Source organism: Ruminococcus flavefaciens ATCC 19208 (genome assembly GCF_000518765.1).
In the GTDB taxonomy this organism is placed as follows: Bacteria; Bacillota; Clostridia; order Oscillospirales; family Ruminococcaceae; genus Ruminococcus; species Ruminococcus flavefaciens.
Genome location: NZ_KI912490.1, coordinates 394891 through 411474 on the forward strand (window position 1 = coordinate 394891; position 16584 = coordinate 411474).

Here is a 16584-nt window from a genome sequence, read left to right on the forward strand (position 1 = left end):
ACAGAATGATGATTTATAAGGTATGTATTCAGAGTAATTGAATATCACATCGTTAATATTCAATATCATCAAATGTTAAAGTTCCGCAGCCGCCTGTGATATAAATTGTTTCACCCACGATCATTCGCCCCATGCTGCTCGTTAAAAATACTGCAAGATTTGCGATCTCTTCAGCCGTAACATACCGTCCTGACGGCGACTTATCGTATGACAGATCACCGCCTGATTTTTCCAGCAGCATCCCTGAAGCCGTAGGACCTGGGGCAATACAGTTTACAACGATGCCATGTTTTATCAGCGATTTTGCGAAGCCTTTGGTAAAGCCCATTTCACTCCACTTTGAGACCATATATGGCGAGATCGCAGGTCTGTTTCCTGATACTGATGCAATATTCAATATATTTCCGCATATATGATTGGAAATAAGGTATTTCGCAAATACCTCAGAAAGCGTATAAGTTCCGATAACATTGGTCTTTATCACTTCCTTAAGATCATCAGCGTTTGTATTCGGAAACGGTTCACCTTTGGATATTCCCGCATTATTTATAAGAATATCAATTTTTCCGAATTTAGTATTATTAATTATTGACTCAAAGCCATCACGCATCTTATCTGAATCACTGATATCAAGATTAAATGCTTCGGTATTACCGCCTATGGCTGTACGTGCTTCTTCTAATTTTGACATTGTTCTGCCGCAGATTATTACATTTGCTTTATTGGCAGCACAGGCTTTTGCAATTGAGAGGCCTATACCGCTTCCGCCGCCTGTGATCAGTACAGTTTTGCCTTTAAGTATATCTCCCTGAGAAACAGGAACGGTTACGTATTCGGTTTTAGCGCATTTGCTGACAGCTTTCCTGATTTTTCGTTTTACTTTTCCTAACATCAATTACACCCCATCATTGCTTCAATATATACATAACAGGTCGGTCACTTTCTTCTGTAATTCTTTCTATATCATCAATTGTTCTTACGGAAAAGTTCAGATCCTCAGCAAGCATCCGAAACATTTTTTCATTCTTTTCCGCCAAAATAATATATACTACTCTGTTATTCATTTCACGGTTGCCAAGAGTATTGATATCATGCAATGCACTTTTCTCAGTCACTATACCGATGTATTTTTTTCTCTTCTTAGCTAAAGATGCCCCCAGAACATATGCCAGACGACCTTCATGTCCGCCTGCACTGCCGCATATTATTACGGCATCTGGAAGCAGATCAGCGGGAAGATAAATTTCGGGATCTATAAAAACAGCACATTCTTTATCAATTGCTTTGGATAGACTGAGAATAATATCGTTGCATACCGTTTTGGGACATTCTGTTTTTGTAGTCACTATCTTATCCGAAATGAATTCGCAGTCTTTCCTCAGGTCAAAATCAATATGAGCAGCCTTTTTTATATCAAGTATCGAATCAGCTTTTCTGTGAAACTCTTCATTGTCATCAAAGCAGGTGATACGAGCTTTTTTGTATGAAGTATCGTTGAACTCGGTATCTGAATCAAGTGCGATATCTGAAGTAATTGTAACAGCGATAACGGGCAGGTTACGATAATATGCTTCTGTCATTGCAGGCATAAAGCTTCTGTATTCGTTGTCGCCGTTTGTGCATATGACCACTGCTTCCGAAGCTTCGGCACTCATTCCTGTGGCTATGTATCCGACAGATCGTGCATCTTCATACTTATATATAAGAAAATCACGTTCTTCAGCTATAGAAATGAATTTTGAATCGGCAACGCTGTTTGTACATACGATTCGTTTTATATCTCTTTTGAGCAGTTCGTCAAGAAAAGAAGAGATATAGTATTCCATTGTCATCATATTAATATTTCTCCCTATTTCTTGATTATACTGCGCATGATCTTAAAAAGAACGGAACGCTTGATAATTTGTTTAAGTCGGCTATGTTTAACAGCTGCAATGGTTTTGACAAGACGCAGAGCTTCACATTCATCTTTGTCCGAAGTAAATACCTCAAGTATTACGGGGGTATCTGAATGAGACAGCCACTCTTCACAGATACTGCGGTATTCTTCCTTTGAACTTGCAGTCAGATAACGTATACCTGAATTTGAAGCATAGTTTTTCAGCAGGCTTACGGATTTGCAGCCATTATGTCCTTGCGCAGCTATAAAATCATTTGCATCTTCGCCAAAGAAAACGCATCTGTGATTATATGTCTTGAACTCTGCTCCCATTCCGTTATTGATGACCATGATATGAACATTTGACGGGATATTTGCCAATACAGAGTTCTGATCATAGAAAAATGCCAGATCGCCTACTATTCCATAGTATTCTTTTTCGGGATTGACCAGAGCTGCACCGATAAGAGATGATACACAGCCGTCTATACCAAAACCGCCCGTATTGCTGTAACAGCTTACAGTGCTGTTTGTTTCAAAGTAATTATAAGATCTGAGGGTGTTCAGTATTCCCAGATGCAGTACAGAATTATCAGGGAAAAGAGAAGCAGTCTGACTTGCGATCCAAAGGTTTGAAAAAGGCAGCTCAGGAATTTTTTCGGCTAAAGCATTTCTTTGCATTTGACAATCATTGAGCAGAGAATCGTTGAGTTTCTTTCCTTTTGAATAGTGTGAAAAGAAATCGTATTCTTCCATTTCAAATACATAAGTCATTTTTCTGTATGTATCCCGAATTATTCCGTCAGGATTAACACGCCAGATTTCGCGGGCATCAAAAATAATATATGCACCTGAGATATATCCGATATGAATGACCAGATCAAATCTCTTTGAACTGAACTCTTTTTCCTGATCGTTCAGAAGATTTGCAAGAACGCGGTGCTTACCACGGTAATTGCTTGTCTGATCACATATAACAATTGCATTATGTATTTCGCAGAATGCTTCAATTGCGTCCTCTGTTTTTTTGTCAAAGACAGAGTGAGCCCCGACAAAGACACATATTTTAATATCTGAAGGTATTGAGGGAAAAACGTCATTGACAAGAATCCGATTAATAACGCGATATTGCGGCAATGTCTTAACCGAAAAATCATTGCTGAAAAGAGTTACCATATTAAGGTGAACAGGTCCTTTGTTATTATGCCACAGCTCAAGTATTGCATTATTAATATTTGTAATTGTACTTTCTTCATCATTTGCAGATACTACAGTCGGAACCTGCACACTCAGCTTCACAACATTTTCACTCTGAACAGAACGGTCAAGCTGCTGCGGAGAAAACTGATATGTATTTCCGAGATGCTGCGATGCAGTTACTGCAAGGATAGGCAAATGCTTTTTATAGGCTTCGGTCAGTCCTGAAACATAATTTCTTGATGATGTCGCACCTGTACATGATAATACTACTGCTTCACCTGTTTCTTCTGACAGGCCACATGCCATATATGCTGCTGCTCTTTCATCAACAGCAGAATAGACTGTAAAAAACGGGTCATTCTGGACTGAAGCAACAAAGGTGACATTAGTTCCGCCGGGTGATGCAATAACGTATCTGATATTATGCTGTTTCAATAATGATATTAAGATAAGAGTATTCTTTTCTATGGTGTTATTAATATTCATTTCTTTATAACCTTTCTTAATGTTTTGAACATATCTCTGTTTACCAGACAATTTATAAAGAATACACCTACAGCAATTATGACAGTAATAAGAGCACCATATTCAAAAAATACAAGATAGCTGTTAATATCAAGGTCGATCATATCTTTAAAAAACACGACAGTACCGAATATTAAATAATTGATCCCTAAAACAGATATAGTTTTAAATGGCTTTCTTTTCATTATAATGATGTCAGAAATATAATTGCAATAAATTATTTTGATCGGCAATGCACATATAGTTGCTATTATTACTCCTGTTATTCCGAATATATTTACAAGGATAACAGATAATACTAAGTTTACCGCTGCTTCGATTATATTGATCTTTAGTGCAGGCTTCTGACGTCCTGCAACTCCAATGAGGTTTCCGCCGATATATCTCGACCATGTCAGCAGCTGTATCAGACTGAAGCATATGGGTAAATATCTGTGAAAATAATTAATATCGGATATGTCCTTTGTATATAGCTTTACAAACGGTATTATCATAATGTATGCTACGGATATCAATACAGTTATACTTGCCATAAAAAAGCTATTGAAGGTATCGTGCATTTTTTTATACTTTTCAATACTTTCATGGTATGCAATACCAAGATTATAAAATGTTGCCTGATAAACTGCATTCAATAAGCCGCTTAACGCTATAAATACCATATTATACACTGAATAGACACTTGATGCTGCAGTGGACAGAAAAATAGACAGAACTAACATATCGGTAGCCGAAAAAACAGTCCATGTGATCTCGGAAATCACATAGGCAGTTCTATCAGGCAGTGTTGCGGTATCGGGAGCTGCATCATATCTGATCCATTGATATTTCTTTCCTAAATAAACTTTATATATAAATAGTTTTATAAGTGAAACGAAGAAAATTCCTATCTGGATAAATGCAATATTGATCCCTGACAGTATGAGTATGATCTTTACAGCATAACATAAAATAATCGAGATCATATTTATGATATTTACTACATATATTTCGCCTTTTGCATTTAAAAAGCAGGTCCATGTATTAATAAAATAGAATGATATTACACTTGTAAGTCCCTCAAATATTATATAAAAGAATACAGTACCGAATGAGATTTCGGTCTTTAGCAAAAATGGCATTACGATCGCAAATATGCAGACGCAAAAAAGATAATAAACAGATATTTTTCTGTAATACCTTTTTGCTACCGACATCCAATATGATATTTTTTCTTTATCATCAGTGGAAACAGGTTTGTAAAGCATATTTCTTGCCGCCGAACTTATACCTGCTTCCAATAATGCAAGATATGTAAAAACCTGTGAAATAGTGCTGATAAGTCCGTTAGTATCAGAACCATAATTCACAAGGACTATTCTCGGTATACATAAACCAAATACTATTGTAATCAACTGACTGAAAAAGCCTACAAAGGCATTTATAACTAATCTTTTTTTCTTATCCATATTATCAATCATTCAAAGAATCAGTAAGCTATTTTGAATTCTCCCTGTTTTTATTGTAATATTTCCGATCACAGCTGAACCGATCGGACTAATTTAATACATTAATTACATTATAACACTAAAATTAATATTATACAACGCTTTTGTCAGTTATAATTTTTTATTTTTTGTATTTCATCTGCTGATTGAAAACATGTCGGAATATGGGATTGTATTTGTTGTTTGTAATACTTATAAAAAGAAAGCAGGCGTTTCTTCTGTCCGAGAAAACGCCCGCTTTCTTGTGTTAATACACATATTTAAAGAGAAAAATGAAAAAAGCAGCAAAATTTATAATATACAGCTTTCAGGCTTTACCTGATACCGAGCATGAGAATAATTATACTGTACATTGCTTTCATATATATAATCGTTTCAGCAAGGGAAAAAATGACAATTTGGAAAAAAATCGTGAAATCTTACAATAAAGGATATGCTTTTATGTATGTTTTGAATATGAGTTAAGAAGAATGAAAAAGCTCCTCCGGATTAACGAAGGAGCTGATCTTATTTTTTCATATAAGCAACTATTGGTTCGATATATTTTGGATTTGAAAAATCATGGGATTCCGAAATAGCTTCGATCATAGCTTTTTCGTCCTCGTCTTTTGTTTTCTTGCCTTTCAGCATAGCTGAAAAGGTTTTCATAAGCATTTTTGAACCCAGTGACATTTTTTCATAATCAAGTCCGCCCTGACAATAAAAAGCCTTTGCGTACTTTTTCTGTTCATCGGTGAGGGCCCTGTCCAGCAGCTTATCAACGCCCGAATAAAATGCAGGGCTTGCGCCAACACCAAAAATAGCTAATTTCTTGTCTTTCCAGCCTTCTATCCTGTTTGTGAACCAATCGGCACGGTTTATCTTTTCAACAGATACCCAGCCGCCATATATAATAGCGTCATAATCTTTGAAATAAGAGTCTTCTTTTTTTATCGCTTTCTTTATGGATATCATTTCTGCTTTGAGTTCATCAGCGATCCATTCTGCGTATCTTTCGGTAAATCCGGTCTGTGATGAATAAATAATCAGTGTTTTCATATAAACTCCTTTTAAGAAAACTCACAAAGAGCCTCAGATAGCTGCAAAAGCCTGCTTGAGGTCATCGAGGATATCCTCAACGTTTTCAAGGCCTACGGAAAGTCTGATAAGACCGCCGTTTATGCCGCAGGCAACAAGCTGTTCGTCGGTGAGCTGACGGTGTGTAGCACTTGCAGGGTGAAGTACACAGGTACGGATATCGGCAACATGAACTTCATTTGAAGCAAGCTTAAGTGAGTCCATAAATTTAACTGCGGTATTTCTGCCGCCCTTTATAACAAATGAGATAACTCCGCTTGTACCGTCAGGGAGATATTTCTGAGCGAGATCATAGTACTTGTTGCTCTTGAGTGCAGGGTAATTAACGGATTCCACCTTATCATTGCTCTCAAGGAACTGAGCAACTGTAAGAGCGTTCTCGCAATACTGCTTCATACGGATAGGAAGAGTTTCAAGTCCGAGATTGAGGTAGAATGCGGACTGAGCTGAAGGATAGCAGCCGAAATCTCTCATGAGCTGCATTCTTGCTTTAATGATGTATGCAGCCTTTCCGTAAGCCTTTGTATAGATAGTGCCGTGGTAGCTCTCATCAGGTTCTGTGAACTCAGGGAACTTGCCGTTAGTCCAGTCGAAATTGCCTGAATCTACGATAACACCGCCGCCCTGTACAGCATGGCCGTCCATGTACTTTGTAGTTGAGTGAACGATAATGTCAGCGCCGTGCTCAAAAGGTCTGCAAAGGATAGGAGTAGGGAAGGTGTTGTCGATAATAAGAGGAACGTTGTTTTCGTGAGCTATCTTTGCAAACTTTTCGATATCGAATACTGCAAGAGCAGGATTTGCGAGAGTTTCGCCGAATACAGCCTTTGTGTTAGGCTTGAAAGCAGCTCTTATCTCGTCCTCGGGAGCATCTGCGTCAACAAAAATGCACTCGATGCCAAGCTTTTTGAGGGTATATGCAAAGAGATTTACAGTTCCTCCGTAGATAGTAGCTGCTGAAATAAAGCTGTCGCCTGCCTTTAAGATGTTGAGCAGAGAGAGCAGTGATGCAGCCTGACCGCTTGAGGTACACATAGCACCTACGCCGCCTTCGAGGGCGTTTATTTTTTCCTCGACAGCCATAACTGTGGGGTTTTCAAAACGTGAATAGATAAGGCTCTTTGTAGGGTCATCGAATACAGCGGCAACATCGTCTGTTGAGTCATAGACATAAGTTGTGCTCTGAACTATAGGAACAACTCTTGGCTCAGTATTCTTCGGGGTGTAGCCTGCATGCAGGCATTTGGTTTCGATCTTCATTGTAGGGATACCTCCTGAAATATAGTTATCGCACTTTCCTGCGTATTATTCTTTGTACATTTGGTACACAGAATTCAAGGACAGCACAATATTTGTCGATGATAGTTATTATGTATGTCTCTTTATAGCTTGGCTTTGGTCTTGTCAGAGGCCACATATGCTTTTCGATCATGTCCTTTTCGAGAGAAGTGATCTCGGTGAGCTCTGATGCGTTGGAATAAGCCTGCAATGAATGATGCCTGCTGTGAGAAGCCTGCCATTTCTGCTTTGTAGAGTTGTACTCCTTGCGGTCATAATAGAAAAGATCGTGGAGAAGTCCTGCTCTTGCGGCAGAACGGGCGTTGAGCCTGAATTTCCTGCAAACAATGTAACAATAATAGGATACGTTGACACAGTGCTGAAAACGTGTTGTAGAGACATGGTGTGTGATATTTTTTAACTCGCGGAGCTGCTCACAGTCGATTATATCGCTTACACAGTCATAATAGCTGTTATCAGTGAGTTCTTTAGAGGAACATATAGCTTTCAGCATAGGATAGTCCTCCTTGTTAAAGAATATCAGAAGCAAAAGCTCCAATATGAATATTATACAATAAATTATACGAAAAATCAATAAGAAATGTAAATTAAACGTTTAAAAAAATAATTGGTTAAACCATTCTGGGACAAAACAGAAAATAAAATGTATATATATTGTATAAAATATACAAAGAGTCTGTAGTCGGCCGTGTTATAAATCTAAAAACAGACGAATTTATAAATTCACTGCAATAAAGTATTGCAAAATCTGTAACATAGTGCTATAATTTAATATGAACTGCGGTATCCGCAGAATTTAGAAAAGGAGGTTTTTTAACAATGGCGTTAAAAAATCAGTATCTTATCGATTTATTAGAAACAGTTAAGAAGAGAAATCCGGGCGAGCCTGAGTTTATCCAGGCTGTTACAGAGGTTCTTGAGACTCTCCAGCCTGTTGCTGAGAAGAGACAGGACCTTATTGATGCAGGCGTTTTCGATAGAATCGTAGAGCCTGAGAGACAGATCATGTTCCGTGTTCCTTGGGTTGACGACAACGGCAAGGTACAGGTAAACAGAGGTTTCAGAGTACAGTTCAACTCTGCTATCGGACCTTACAAGGGCGGTATCAGACTTCACCCATCAGTATATCTCGGAATCATCAAGTTCCTTGGTTTCGAGCAGGTATTCAAGAACAGCCTTACAACACTCCCTATGGGCGGCGGTAAGGGCGGTTCCGACTTCGACCCTAAGGGCAAGAGCGACGGAGAGATCATGCGTTTCTGCCAGAGCTTCATGACAGAGCTCTGCAAGCACATCGGCGCTGACTGCGACGTTCCTGCAGGTGATATCGGAACAGGCGCAAGAGAGATCGGCTTCATGTTCGGTCAGTACAAGAGAATCCGCAACGAATTCGTTGGCGTTCTCACAGGTAAGGGTCTTACATACGGCGGTTCACTTGCAAGAACAGAGGCTACAGGTTACGGTCTCTGCTACTTCACAAATGAAATGCTCGCTGCTAACGGCAAGAGCTTCAAGGGTCAGACAGTTGTTATCTCAGGTTCAGGTAACGTTGCTATCTACGCTACAGAGAAGGCTACTCAGTACGGTGCAAAGGTAGTTACAGTTTCTGACTCTAACGGTTATATCTACGATCCTGACGGAATCGATCTTGATCTCGTTAAGCAGATCAAGGAGGTTGAGCGCGGACGTATCAAAGAATACATCGGCAGAACTTCACACAAGAACGCTGAGTACCACGAGGGCAGCGTTTGGACTCTCAAGTGCAATGCAGGCGGAATCAAGCTTGATATCGCTCTTCCATGCGCTACACAGAATGAGATCAATGCTGACGGCGCTAAGGCTATCGTTGCTAACGGCGGCTACGCTATAGCTGAGGGTGCTAATATGCCTTCAACTCCTGAGGCTATCGAGACATACCTCTCAAATGGTCTCCTCTATGGTCCTGCTAAGGCTGCTAACGCTGGCGGTGTTGCTACATCAGGTCTCGAAATGAGCCAGAACAGCGAGAGACTCAGCTGGACATTTGAAGAAGTTGACGAGAAGCTCCACGGCATCATGAAGTCTATTTTCAAGGCTTGCGATGAGGCTGCTAAGGAGTACGGCATGGCTGGCAACTACATGGCTGGTGCTAACATTGCAGGCTTCCTCAAGGTTGCTGAGGCAATGAAGGCTCAGGGCTGCGTCTGATTGAATAAAAACTGATAGTGACTCATCAGTAGAGCAGTAAAGAATAATACCTCCCGTTGTGCTAACCGACGGGAGGTTTTTAATTTTAATATATTGCACAATTAACAGGCTAATAAATTGTTTAAAACATAGAACTTTACTAAATATACAATAATTATTTATGTTCAACTTGAAATATGTGCAAGATGTGGTATAATATATCTGTAGTTATTTTATCAATCTAATAATAATTGAACATGAGGGGGACTATCCGATGAAAAAATCTATCATTACAATTGAACGACAGTACGGAAGCGGCGGTAGTGTCATCGGTAAGCTTGCTGCTGAGAAACTTGGTATCAAATGCTATAACCGACAGATACTTGAAATGACTGCTGAAAGATGCGGTATCGCTACCGAATATCTTGAAAATGCCGAGGAGAATGTTCCTACAAGTTTCCTTTATTCGCTTCTTCTATCCGCTAATCCTGCAAGAACTATGGAGGAAAATCTGCCTCTTTCGGATAAGGTGTTCCTTATGGAGAGCCGTATCATAAATGAACTGGCTGAAAACGAGAAAAGCTTTGTGCTTGTTGGCAGATGCGGAAATTATATCCTTGAAGAAAAAGGCTGCTTCAGCGTTTATATCTACGCTGACCCTGAGTCCCGCGTTAAACGTGCTATCGAGGATTACGGCGTAAGTGAGAATAAAGCGGAAAATATTATGAAAAAAGCAGATAAACGCCGTGAGACCTTCTATAATGTAAATACGGGAAAGACATGGCAGGACAAGGATCAGTATGAGCTTTGTCTCAACAGTGCGGTGCTTGGTGATGAGCTGTGTGCGGACATAATCGTTAAGGCTTATCTGGAGTATAATTCACGTTTTGAAGAAGAATAAATTATAAAGAATAAACAGCTCCTTTTGCGGCACAATAGCTGCAAAGGAGCTGTTTTCATGTGTGTAGTTCTTATTCGTTCACTGATTCTGTATATACTCGTTATTTTCGCCGTAAGACTTATGGGAAAGCGTCAACTCGGGGAGCTTCAGCCATCGGAGCTGGTCATCACTATCCTTGTCTCAAATATTGCAACCCTGCCCATCGAAGATGTGAATATCCCCGTAATAGTCGGTGTAACACCTATTCTTGCCCTTGTATGCTTTGAGGTCATAGTATCTTGTATAAACCTTAGATCTCCTAAGCTCAGCAGGCTAATATCGGGAAGTCCTAAGATAGTCATTCGCGGAGGCTGCATCGAGCGTGATATACTCCGTGAGCTGCGGTTTTCTGTGGACGACCTGCTCATGGCACTGCGAAGCAAGGATATTTTTGACCTTAGCGAGGTGCAGTACGCAATTGTTGAAACTACGGGAAGCATATCCGTAATGAAAAAGTCTGCCGAGGATACTCCGAGTCGTAATGACCTGAAAATAGCCGCGGACTGCTCCGATCCTCCCGTGCTTATAATATCCGACGGAAGATATATCCCACAGGCTATGGAGTCGCTGAAACTTGGGAGGAGCACAGTTGAGGCATTACTGAAAAGGAACGGGCTTTCAGCTGATAATGTCTTTATTATGACGGCTGATGAGTCGGGGAAGTGCTTTGTTGCGGATAAGCAGGGGAGACCTCCGAAGATTCTGATGATAGGTGAGAAAAATGACAAGAGTTAAGATAAGTGCGGCAATACTGCTTATGCTTGTTGGGATAAGCGTTTTTTCAAGTATATGGGTGAACCACAGCTGCGATGCTATGCTGAGTGAGATTGATATTATACATGAGCTTGAGGGAAAAGGCGATATCAGTGCAGCGGCTGACAGAGCAAGGGCAATGAATGCGGACTGGGAAAGCTTTCGTGAAAAGGCTTCTGTTATGCTGAAATACGACAGGCTCATTGAGATAGACCGTCTGTGTTCGCGTATCGTTTTCCTTGCAGAGAATGAAGAAGACGAAATGACAGCGGAGCTTGCAGAGCTCCGCGATATGCTTGAAATGCTGAAAAGCGGTGAAACACCGCTTCTTACAAGTGTATTCTGAGTTGAGAATTGAGAGTTTAAAGTTGAGAGTTGTTGTGTCGCCTGCGGCGGATAAAAAGATAAAAACCCCTGAAACCCACTAAAAGGTTTCGGGGGTAATGTTATTATGATTTGTATTTATAAAGTGGAGAGTCGCTAACTCTAAAAGCTTACTTTTCAAGTGTTCCGTGTGAGAGCGACTTCAGGTATGCGTTGATAAAGCCGTCGATATCGCCGTCCATAACTGCCTGAATATTGCCGTTTTCAAAGCCTGTACGTGTGTCCTTTACGAGAGTATAGGGCATGAATACATAGGAACGTATCTGTGAGCCCCATGCGATCTGGTTCTGAACGCCCTTGATATCCTCGATCTTTTCAAGGTGCTCGCGCTCCTTGATCTCAATGAGCTTTGAACGGAGCATCTTCATGGCGTAGTCCTTGTTCTGGTACTGGCTTCGCTGAGTCTGGCAAGATACAACGATACCTGTAGGCTTATGGATAAGACGTACAGCCGAGCTGGTCTTGTTTACCTTCTGACCGCCTGCGCCGCTTGAACGGTAAACTTCCATTTCGATATCCTCCGGACGGATATCAACTTCGATAGAGTCGTCAAGCTCGGGCATTACTTCAAGTGCTGCGAATGATGTATGTCTGCGTCCCTGTGCGTCGAAAGGAGATACACGGACAAGTCTGTGAACGCCTGACTCCGACTTCATATAGCCGTATGCGTTTTCACCCTCGATAAGGATAGAAGCGGACTTCATTCCTGCTTCGTCGCCGTCGAGATAATCCAGCAGTTCGACCTTGAACTCATGGCGTTCAGCCCAGCGGTTGTACATACGGTAGAGCATCTCTGCCCAATCCTGAGCTTCTGTTCCGCCTGCACCTGCGTGGAAAGTGAGGATAGCGTTTGCATTGTCGTACTCGCCTGTGAGGAGAGTTGCAAGCTTTTCGTCCTCCAGCTTTGTCTTGAAGGCTTCGGACTCCTTCTTTATTTCTTCGATGTCGCTCTCGTCGTCAGCCTCGATAGAAAGCTCGATGAGAGTGATGATATCTTCAAGGTTTTCGTTGAGCTGATTGTAATGCTCGATCTTTCTTTCAAGAGATTTCTGCTCTTTCAGTACCTTCTGAGAATTTTCGAGGTCGTCCCAGAAGCCTTCCTTGGCAGTTTCTTCGCCAAGCTCAGCTACTCTTTTCTTAGCAGCTTCTATATTCAGTACGTCGGCAAGCTCCTTCATTTCAGCGCGGTAGCCTGTCATTTCGACTCTGAGTTCATCAAGTATTATCATAGCTGTAATTCCTTTCAAACATAGATACATATATTATATCACAGTTTTGGACTGAACGCAAGAGGTGAGAGCCAGTTTTTTGCAAATATTTAGTGAGCAGTGGTTAGTGCTTAGTGATTAGTGTAGGGGCTGCCTTTGGCAGTCCGCGAGTAAGTAGAGAGTAGAAGTGTAGGGAATGCCGCCTCGGCGTTCCGAGCCGTTAGACTGTAGGGGCGAGTTCCGCTCGCCCGTGTATGCCTTACGATGTAAACAACATGAACACGATGTAGGGACGCGCATTGCGCGTCCGCAGGTAACGCGGCAAATATGATGAAAACAATTGCAGGGGCTGATTATGTTTGTATCGTTATCCGCGGAACGCCGAGGGTGACTCCCTACAGTGTAGGGAGATGTCAGCAGAGCTGACAACGGGTCATCGCTCCTGTTAGGGGCGTTCCCTACGATTCTTACTTACGGGCTGTCGGGGACGCCAGCCCCTACACATAGTTACGGCATACATAATTGTTACGGGCACACGGAATGCGCCCCTACAATTCTTAGTTCATAGTTCTCAGTTCTTGATTTTTCGTCTTGACAAACTCGGATTTATCGTGTATAATAGTAGAGTATTCAAAGGCGATGATGAAGAGGAGTACTCAGGATACCCGATTTTCAGAGAGCTGCCGTGCGGTGAAAGGCAGTATGACGGACCTGCGGAAGTAGCTTCGGAGCTTCGCGTGCCAACGGCTTTGCTCAGTAGTATGCGGCGTGTTCCTCACGTTACAGGGGAAGAGGTTTGCAGACCTCGCAGAGTGCGGGAGAAGGCTCCCGAATTCAGGTGGTAACACGGACATTAGTTCGCCCTGGACCTTAGTGGTTCGGGGCTTTTTTAATTCGTAATTAAGAATGCGTAATTCGGAATTAATGTGTCGCCTGACGGCGAACATTTGAAATTTTGATCTGTGCCCTTTAGGGCACACCGCAATTCCTAATTCCGAACTCCGAATTCCGAATTTTAACTGACTGAAAGGAAGAAGAAAAATGGCAAAGGAACTTGCTAAGGCATATAATCCAAAAGACTTTGAGGATCGTATCTATGCCGCTTGGAATGAAAAGGGCTGCTTCCGCGCAGAGGCTGACCCGAAGAAAACATCCTACACTATAGTTATCCCCCCTCCGAACATCACAGGACAGCTCCACATGGGACACGCCCTTGATGAGACATTACAGGATATCCTTATCCGCTGGAAGAGAATGAGCGGCTACAGCGCACTGTGGCTCCCGGGTACAGACCATGCTGCCATAGCTACAGAGGCTAAGATAGTTGAAGCTATGCGCAAGGAAGGCGTTACCAAGGAAGACCTCGGACGTGAGGGCTTTATGAAGCGCGCATGGGAGTGGAAGAAGCAGTACGGCGGACGCATCGTTGAACAGCTCAAAAAGCTGGGTTCTTCATGTGACTGGTCAAGAGAGCGTTTCACTATGGACGAGGGCTGCTCAAAGGCTGTAAAGGAAGTATTCATCAAATACTACGAAAAAGGTCTCATCTACAGAGGTGAACGTATCATAAACTGGTGTCCTAAATGCCGCACATCACTTTCAGATGCTGAGGTTACTTATGAGGATCAGGCAGGTCATTTCTGGCATCTTCGCTATAAGATAAAGGACTCGGACGGCTATCTTGAGCTTGCTACAACACGTCCCGAGACTCTCCTCGGCGATACAGCTGTTGCTGTAAATCCTAAGGACGAGCGTTACACAGACCTGGTTGGCAAGACAGTTATCCTTCCTCTGGTTCACAGGGAGATTCCTATCGTTGCCGATGACTATGTTGAAATGGACTTCGGTACAGGCGTAGTTAAGATAACTCCTGCTCACGACCCTAACGACTTTGAGGTAGGTCTCCGTCATAATCTTCCCGTTATCAATGTAATGAACGATGACGCTACTATCGTTGACGATTACCCTGCATACGCAGGCATGGATCGCTACGAGGCAAGAAAGAAGATCGTTGAAGATCTTGAAGCTGAGGGCGCTCTCGTTAAGATAGAGGATTACAGCCATAACGTTGGTACCTGCTACCGCTGCGGCACTACTGTTGAGCCTAAGGTATCAACTCAGTGGTTCGTTAAGATGAAGCCTCTTGCAGAGCCTGCTATAAAGGCTGTTAAGAACGGCGATACTAAGTTCGTTCCCGAGCGTTTCGACAAGATCTACTTCCACTGGCTCGAAAATATCAAGGACTGGTGTATCTCACGTCAGATCTGGTGGGGACATCAGATACCTGCATTCTACTGTGATGCCTGCGGCGAAATGGTAGTAACAAAGGAAAGCAGCGCAGTTTGTCCTAAGTGCGGCAAGCCCATGAGACAGGATCCCGATACCCTCGATACATGGTTCAGCTCTGCACTCTGGCCTTTCTCAACACTTGGCTGGCCTGAGAACACTGAGGACTTAAAGTATTTCTATCCTACAAATACCCTCGTTACAGGCTACGACATCATCTTCTTCTGGGTAATCAGAATGATGTTCAGCGGTCTTGAGAACATGGGCAAGGTACCTTTCGATACAGTTCTTATCCACGGTCTTGTACGTGACGCACAGGGACGCAAGATGTCCAAGTCACTGGGCAACGGTATCGATCCTCTTGAAGTTATCAACGAGTACGGCGCTGACGCTCTCAGATTCATGCTTGCTACAGGTAACTCACCCGGAAATGATATGCGTTATATCGACGACAAGGTAAAGGCTGCCCGTAACTTCGCAAACAAGCTCTGGAACGCTTCACGTTTCATAATGATGAATCTCCCCGAGGATTTCGAGTTCAAGGGACTTCCCACAGAGCTTGAATTAGAGGACAAGTGGCTTGTAAACAAGTTCAATCAGCTTGCCAAGGAAGTTGGCGAGAACCTTGACAGATACGAGCTTGGCGTTGCTTCACAGAAGATATACGACTTTATCTGGGACGTTTACTGCGACTGGTATATCGAGCTCACAAAGCCGAGAATTCAGGCAGGCGGCGAGACAATGGCAAAGGCTCAGGCAGTTCTTGTATGGGCAATGCAGGGTATGCTGAAGCTTCTCCACCCATTCATGCCGTTCATTACTGAGGAGATATGGCAGGTTCTCACAAACGAGAAGTCAATGATAATCCTCGAAACATACCCTACCTACGATGCTTCTATCGACTTTAGCGCAGAGGAAAAGGCATTCGAGAAGATAATATCAGCTATCAAGGCCATAAGAAATACACGTACAGAAATGAACGTACCTCCGTCGGTAAAGGCTAAGCTCTTCATTGAGACTGCCGACAAGGAGCTGTTCAACTCTTGCGCAGTATTCTTCGAGAAGCTGGCTTCCGCTTCGGCAGTTGAAACAGGTGATAAGTTTGATATCCCTGATTCGGCAAATGCTGTTACCGACTCCGCTCGTATCTTCATACCTATGGACGAGCTTGTTGACAAGGAGAAGGAGATAGCAAGACTTGAAAAGGAAAAGGCTAAGGTACAGAAGGATATTGACTTCCTCAGCGGAAAGCTCAACAATCAGGGCTTTATCGCAAAGGCTCCTGCACAGCTCATAGATGCTGAAAAGGCTAAGCTTGCAAAGGCAGAGGAAAAAATGACTAAGATAGAGCAGTCTATCGCAGCTTTCAGAAAGTAATAT

Annotated in this window: 13 protein-coding genes and 1 other annotated feature; of the genes, 5 read left to right on the top strand and 8 right to left on the bottom strand. The window is 42.3% G+C overall.

Annotated elements, in window-relative coordinates:
* Nucleotides 1-52: 52 nt before the first annotated feature.
* The 7 genes from L870_RS0111830 to L870_RS0111865 all read right to left on the bottom strand — a co-directional run bounded on the left by L870_RS0111830 (nt 53) and on the right by L870_RS0111865 (nt 7960).
* Complete coding sequence (locus tag L870_RS0111830; protein ID WP_037272064.1) at nt 53-892, bottom strand: SDR family oxidoreductase; 840 nt, start codon at nt 890-892, stop codon at nt 53-55.
* Between the two features lie 13 nt (nt 893-905).
* A complete protein-coding gene (locus tag L870_RS0111835) occupies nt 906-1835 on the bottom strand; it encodes a hypothetical protein (protein ID WP_028518321.1) in 930 nt (309 codons plus the stop codon).
* 14 nt (nt 1836-1849) lie between these two features.
* Nucleotides 1850-3565, bottom strand: a complete 1716-nt coding sequence (locus L870_RS0111840) for a thiamine pyrophosphate-binding protein (protein ID WP_028518322.1) — start codon at nt 3563-3565, stop codon at nt 1850-1852.
* Nucleotides 3562-5052, bottom strand: a complete 1491-nt coding sequence (locus tag L870_RS0111845; RefSeq protein ID WP_037272248.1) for an oligosaccharide flippase family protein — start codon at nt 5050-5052, stop codon at nt 3562-3564. Before L870_RS0111845 ends, L870_RS0111840 begins: the two co-directional genes overlap by 4 nt.
* A 546-nt stretch (nt 5053-5598) precedes the next feature.
* Nucleotides 5599-6129 carry a flavodoxin domain-containing protein gene (locus L870_RS0111855; protein WP_028518324.1) on the bottom strand — a complete coding sequence of 177 codons (531 nt, stop codon included), beginning with the start codon at nt 6127-6129 and terminating at the stop codon, nt 5599-5601.
* Between the two features lie 33 nt (nt 6130-6162).
* Complete coding sequence (locus L870_RS0111860) at nt 6163-7428, bottom strand: O-acetylhomoserine aminocarboxypropyltransferase/cysteine synthase family protein (RefSeq protein ID WP_028518325.1); 1266 nt, start codon at nt 7426-7428, stop codon at nt 6163-6165.
* A 25-nt stretch (nt 7429-7453) separates the two neighbouring features.
* Nucleotides 7454-7960 (bottom strand): HD domain-containing protein, encoded by a 507-nt coding sequence (locus L870_RS0111865; protein ID WP_037272067.1) that lies wholly within the window; start codon nt 7958-7960, stop codon nt 7454-7456.
* A 326-nt stretch (nt 7961-8286) separates the two neighbouring features.
* Between L870_RS0111865 and gdhA the strand changes: the two genes are divergently transcribed.
* The 4 genes from gdhA (at nt 8287) to L870_RS0111885 (ending at nt 11672) form a co-directional block, all read left to right on the top strand.
* Nucleotides 8287-9654, top strand: a complete 1368-nt coding sequence (gdhA, locus tag L870_RS0111870; RefSeq protein WP_028518327.1) for an NADP-specific glutamate dehydrogenase — start codon at nt 8287-8289, stop codon at nt 9652-9654.
* Between the two features lie 253 nt (nt 9655-9907).
* Complete coding sequence (locus tag L870_RS0111875) at nt 9908-10534, top strand: cytidylate kinase-like family protein (protein ID WP_028518328.1); 627 nt, start codon at nt 9908-9910, stop codon at nt 10532-10534.
* A 57-nt stretch (nt 10535-10591) separates the two neighbouring features.
* On the top strand, nt 10592-11308 hold the full coding sequence (locus L870_RS17535; RefSeq protein WP_080676441.1) for a DUF421 domain-containing protein: 717 nt from the start codon (nt 10592-10594) through the stop codon (nt 11306-11308).
* Entirely contained in the window at nt 11295-11672 is a 378-nt protein-coding gene (locus tag L870_RS0111885; RefSeq protein ID WP_028518329.1) for a DUF4363 family protein, read from the top strand. Before L870_RS17535 ends, L870_RS0111885 begins: the two co-directional genes overlap by 14 nt.
* A gap of 148 nt (nt 11673-11820) precedes the next feature.
* Here L870_RS0111885 and prfB read toward each other — a convergent pair whose 3' ends face one another.
* Nucleotides 11821-12939, bottom strand: coding sequence for a peptide chain release factor 2 (prfB, locus tag L870_RS0111890; protein ID WP_028518330.1), 1119 nt, complete (start codon nt 12937-12939; stop codon nt 11821-11823).
* A 609-nt stretch (nt 12940-13548) separates the two neighbouring features.
* Nucleotides 13549-13787: a binding site (T-box leader), on the top strand.
* 172 nt (nt 13788-13959) lie between these two features.
* Here prfB and L870_RS0111895 point away from each other — a divergent pair.
* Nucleotides 13960-16581 carry a valine--tRNA ligase gene (locus L870_RS0111895; protein ID WP_028518331.1) on the top strand — a complete coding sequence of 874 codons (2622 nt, stop codon included), beginning with the start codon at nt 13960-13962 and terminating at the stop codon, nt 16579-16581.
* Nucleotides 16582-16584 lie beyond the last annotated feature (3 nt).

Excerpts from the sequence above, each read along its gene's own strand:
- L870_RS0111830 (WP_037272064.1), bottom strand. The coding sequence starts at position 892 with ATGTTAGGAAAAGTAAAACGAAAAATCAGGAAAGCTGTCAGCAAATGC.
- L870_RS0111835 (WP_028518321.1), bottom strand. The coding sequence starts at position 1,835 with ATGATGACAATGGAATACTATATCTCTTCTTTTCTTGACGAACTGCTC.
- L870_RS0111840 (WP_028518322.1), bottom strand. The coding sequence starts at position 3,565 with ATGAATATTAATAACACCATAGAAAAGAATACTCTTATCTTAATATCA.
- L870_RS0111845 (WP_037272248.1), bottom strand. The coding sequence starts at position 5,052 with ATGGATAAGAAAAAAAGATTAGTTATAAATGCCTTTGTAGGCTTTTTC.
- L870_RS0111855 (WP_028518324.1), bottom strand. The coding sequence starts at position 6,129 with ATGAAAACACTGATTATTTATTCATCACAGACCGGATTTACCGAAAGA.
- L870_RS0111860 (WP_028518325.1), bottom strand. The coding sequence starts at position 7,428 with ATGAAGATCGAAACCAAATGCCTGCATGCAGGCTACACCCCGAAGAAT.
- L870_RS0111865 (WP_037272067.1), bottom strand. The coding sequence starts at position 7,960 with ATGCTGAAAGCTATATGTTCCTCTAAAGAACTCACTGATAACAGCTAT.
- gdhA (WP_028518327.1), top strand. The coding sequence starts at position 8,287 with ATGGCGTTAAAAAATCAGTATCTTATCGATTTATTAGAAACAGTTAAG.
- L870_RS0111875 (WP_028518328.1), top strand. The coding sequence starts at position 9,908 with ATGAAAAAATCTATCATTACAATTGAACGACAGTACGGAAGCGGCGGT.
- L870_RS17535 (WP_080676441.1), top strand. The coding sequence starts at position 10,592 with ATGTGTGTAGTTCTTATTCGTTCACTGATTCTGTATATACTCGTTATT.
- L870_RS0111885 (WP_028518329.1), top strand. The coding sequence starts at position 11,295 with ATGACAAGAGTTAAGATAAGTGCGGCAATACTGCTTATGCTTGTTGGG.
- prfB (WP_028518330.1), bottom strand. The coding sequence starts at position 12,939 with ATGATAATACTTGATGAACTCAGAGTCGAAATGACAGGCTACCGCGCT.
- L870_RS0111895 (WP_028518331.1), top strand. The coding sequence starts at position 13,960 with ATGGCAAAGGAACTTGCTAAGGCATATAATCCAAAAGACTTTGAGGAT.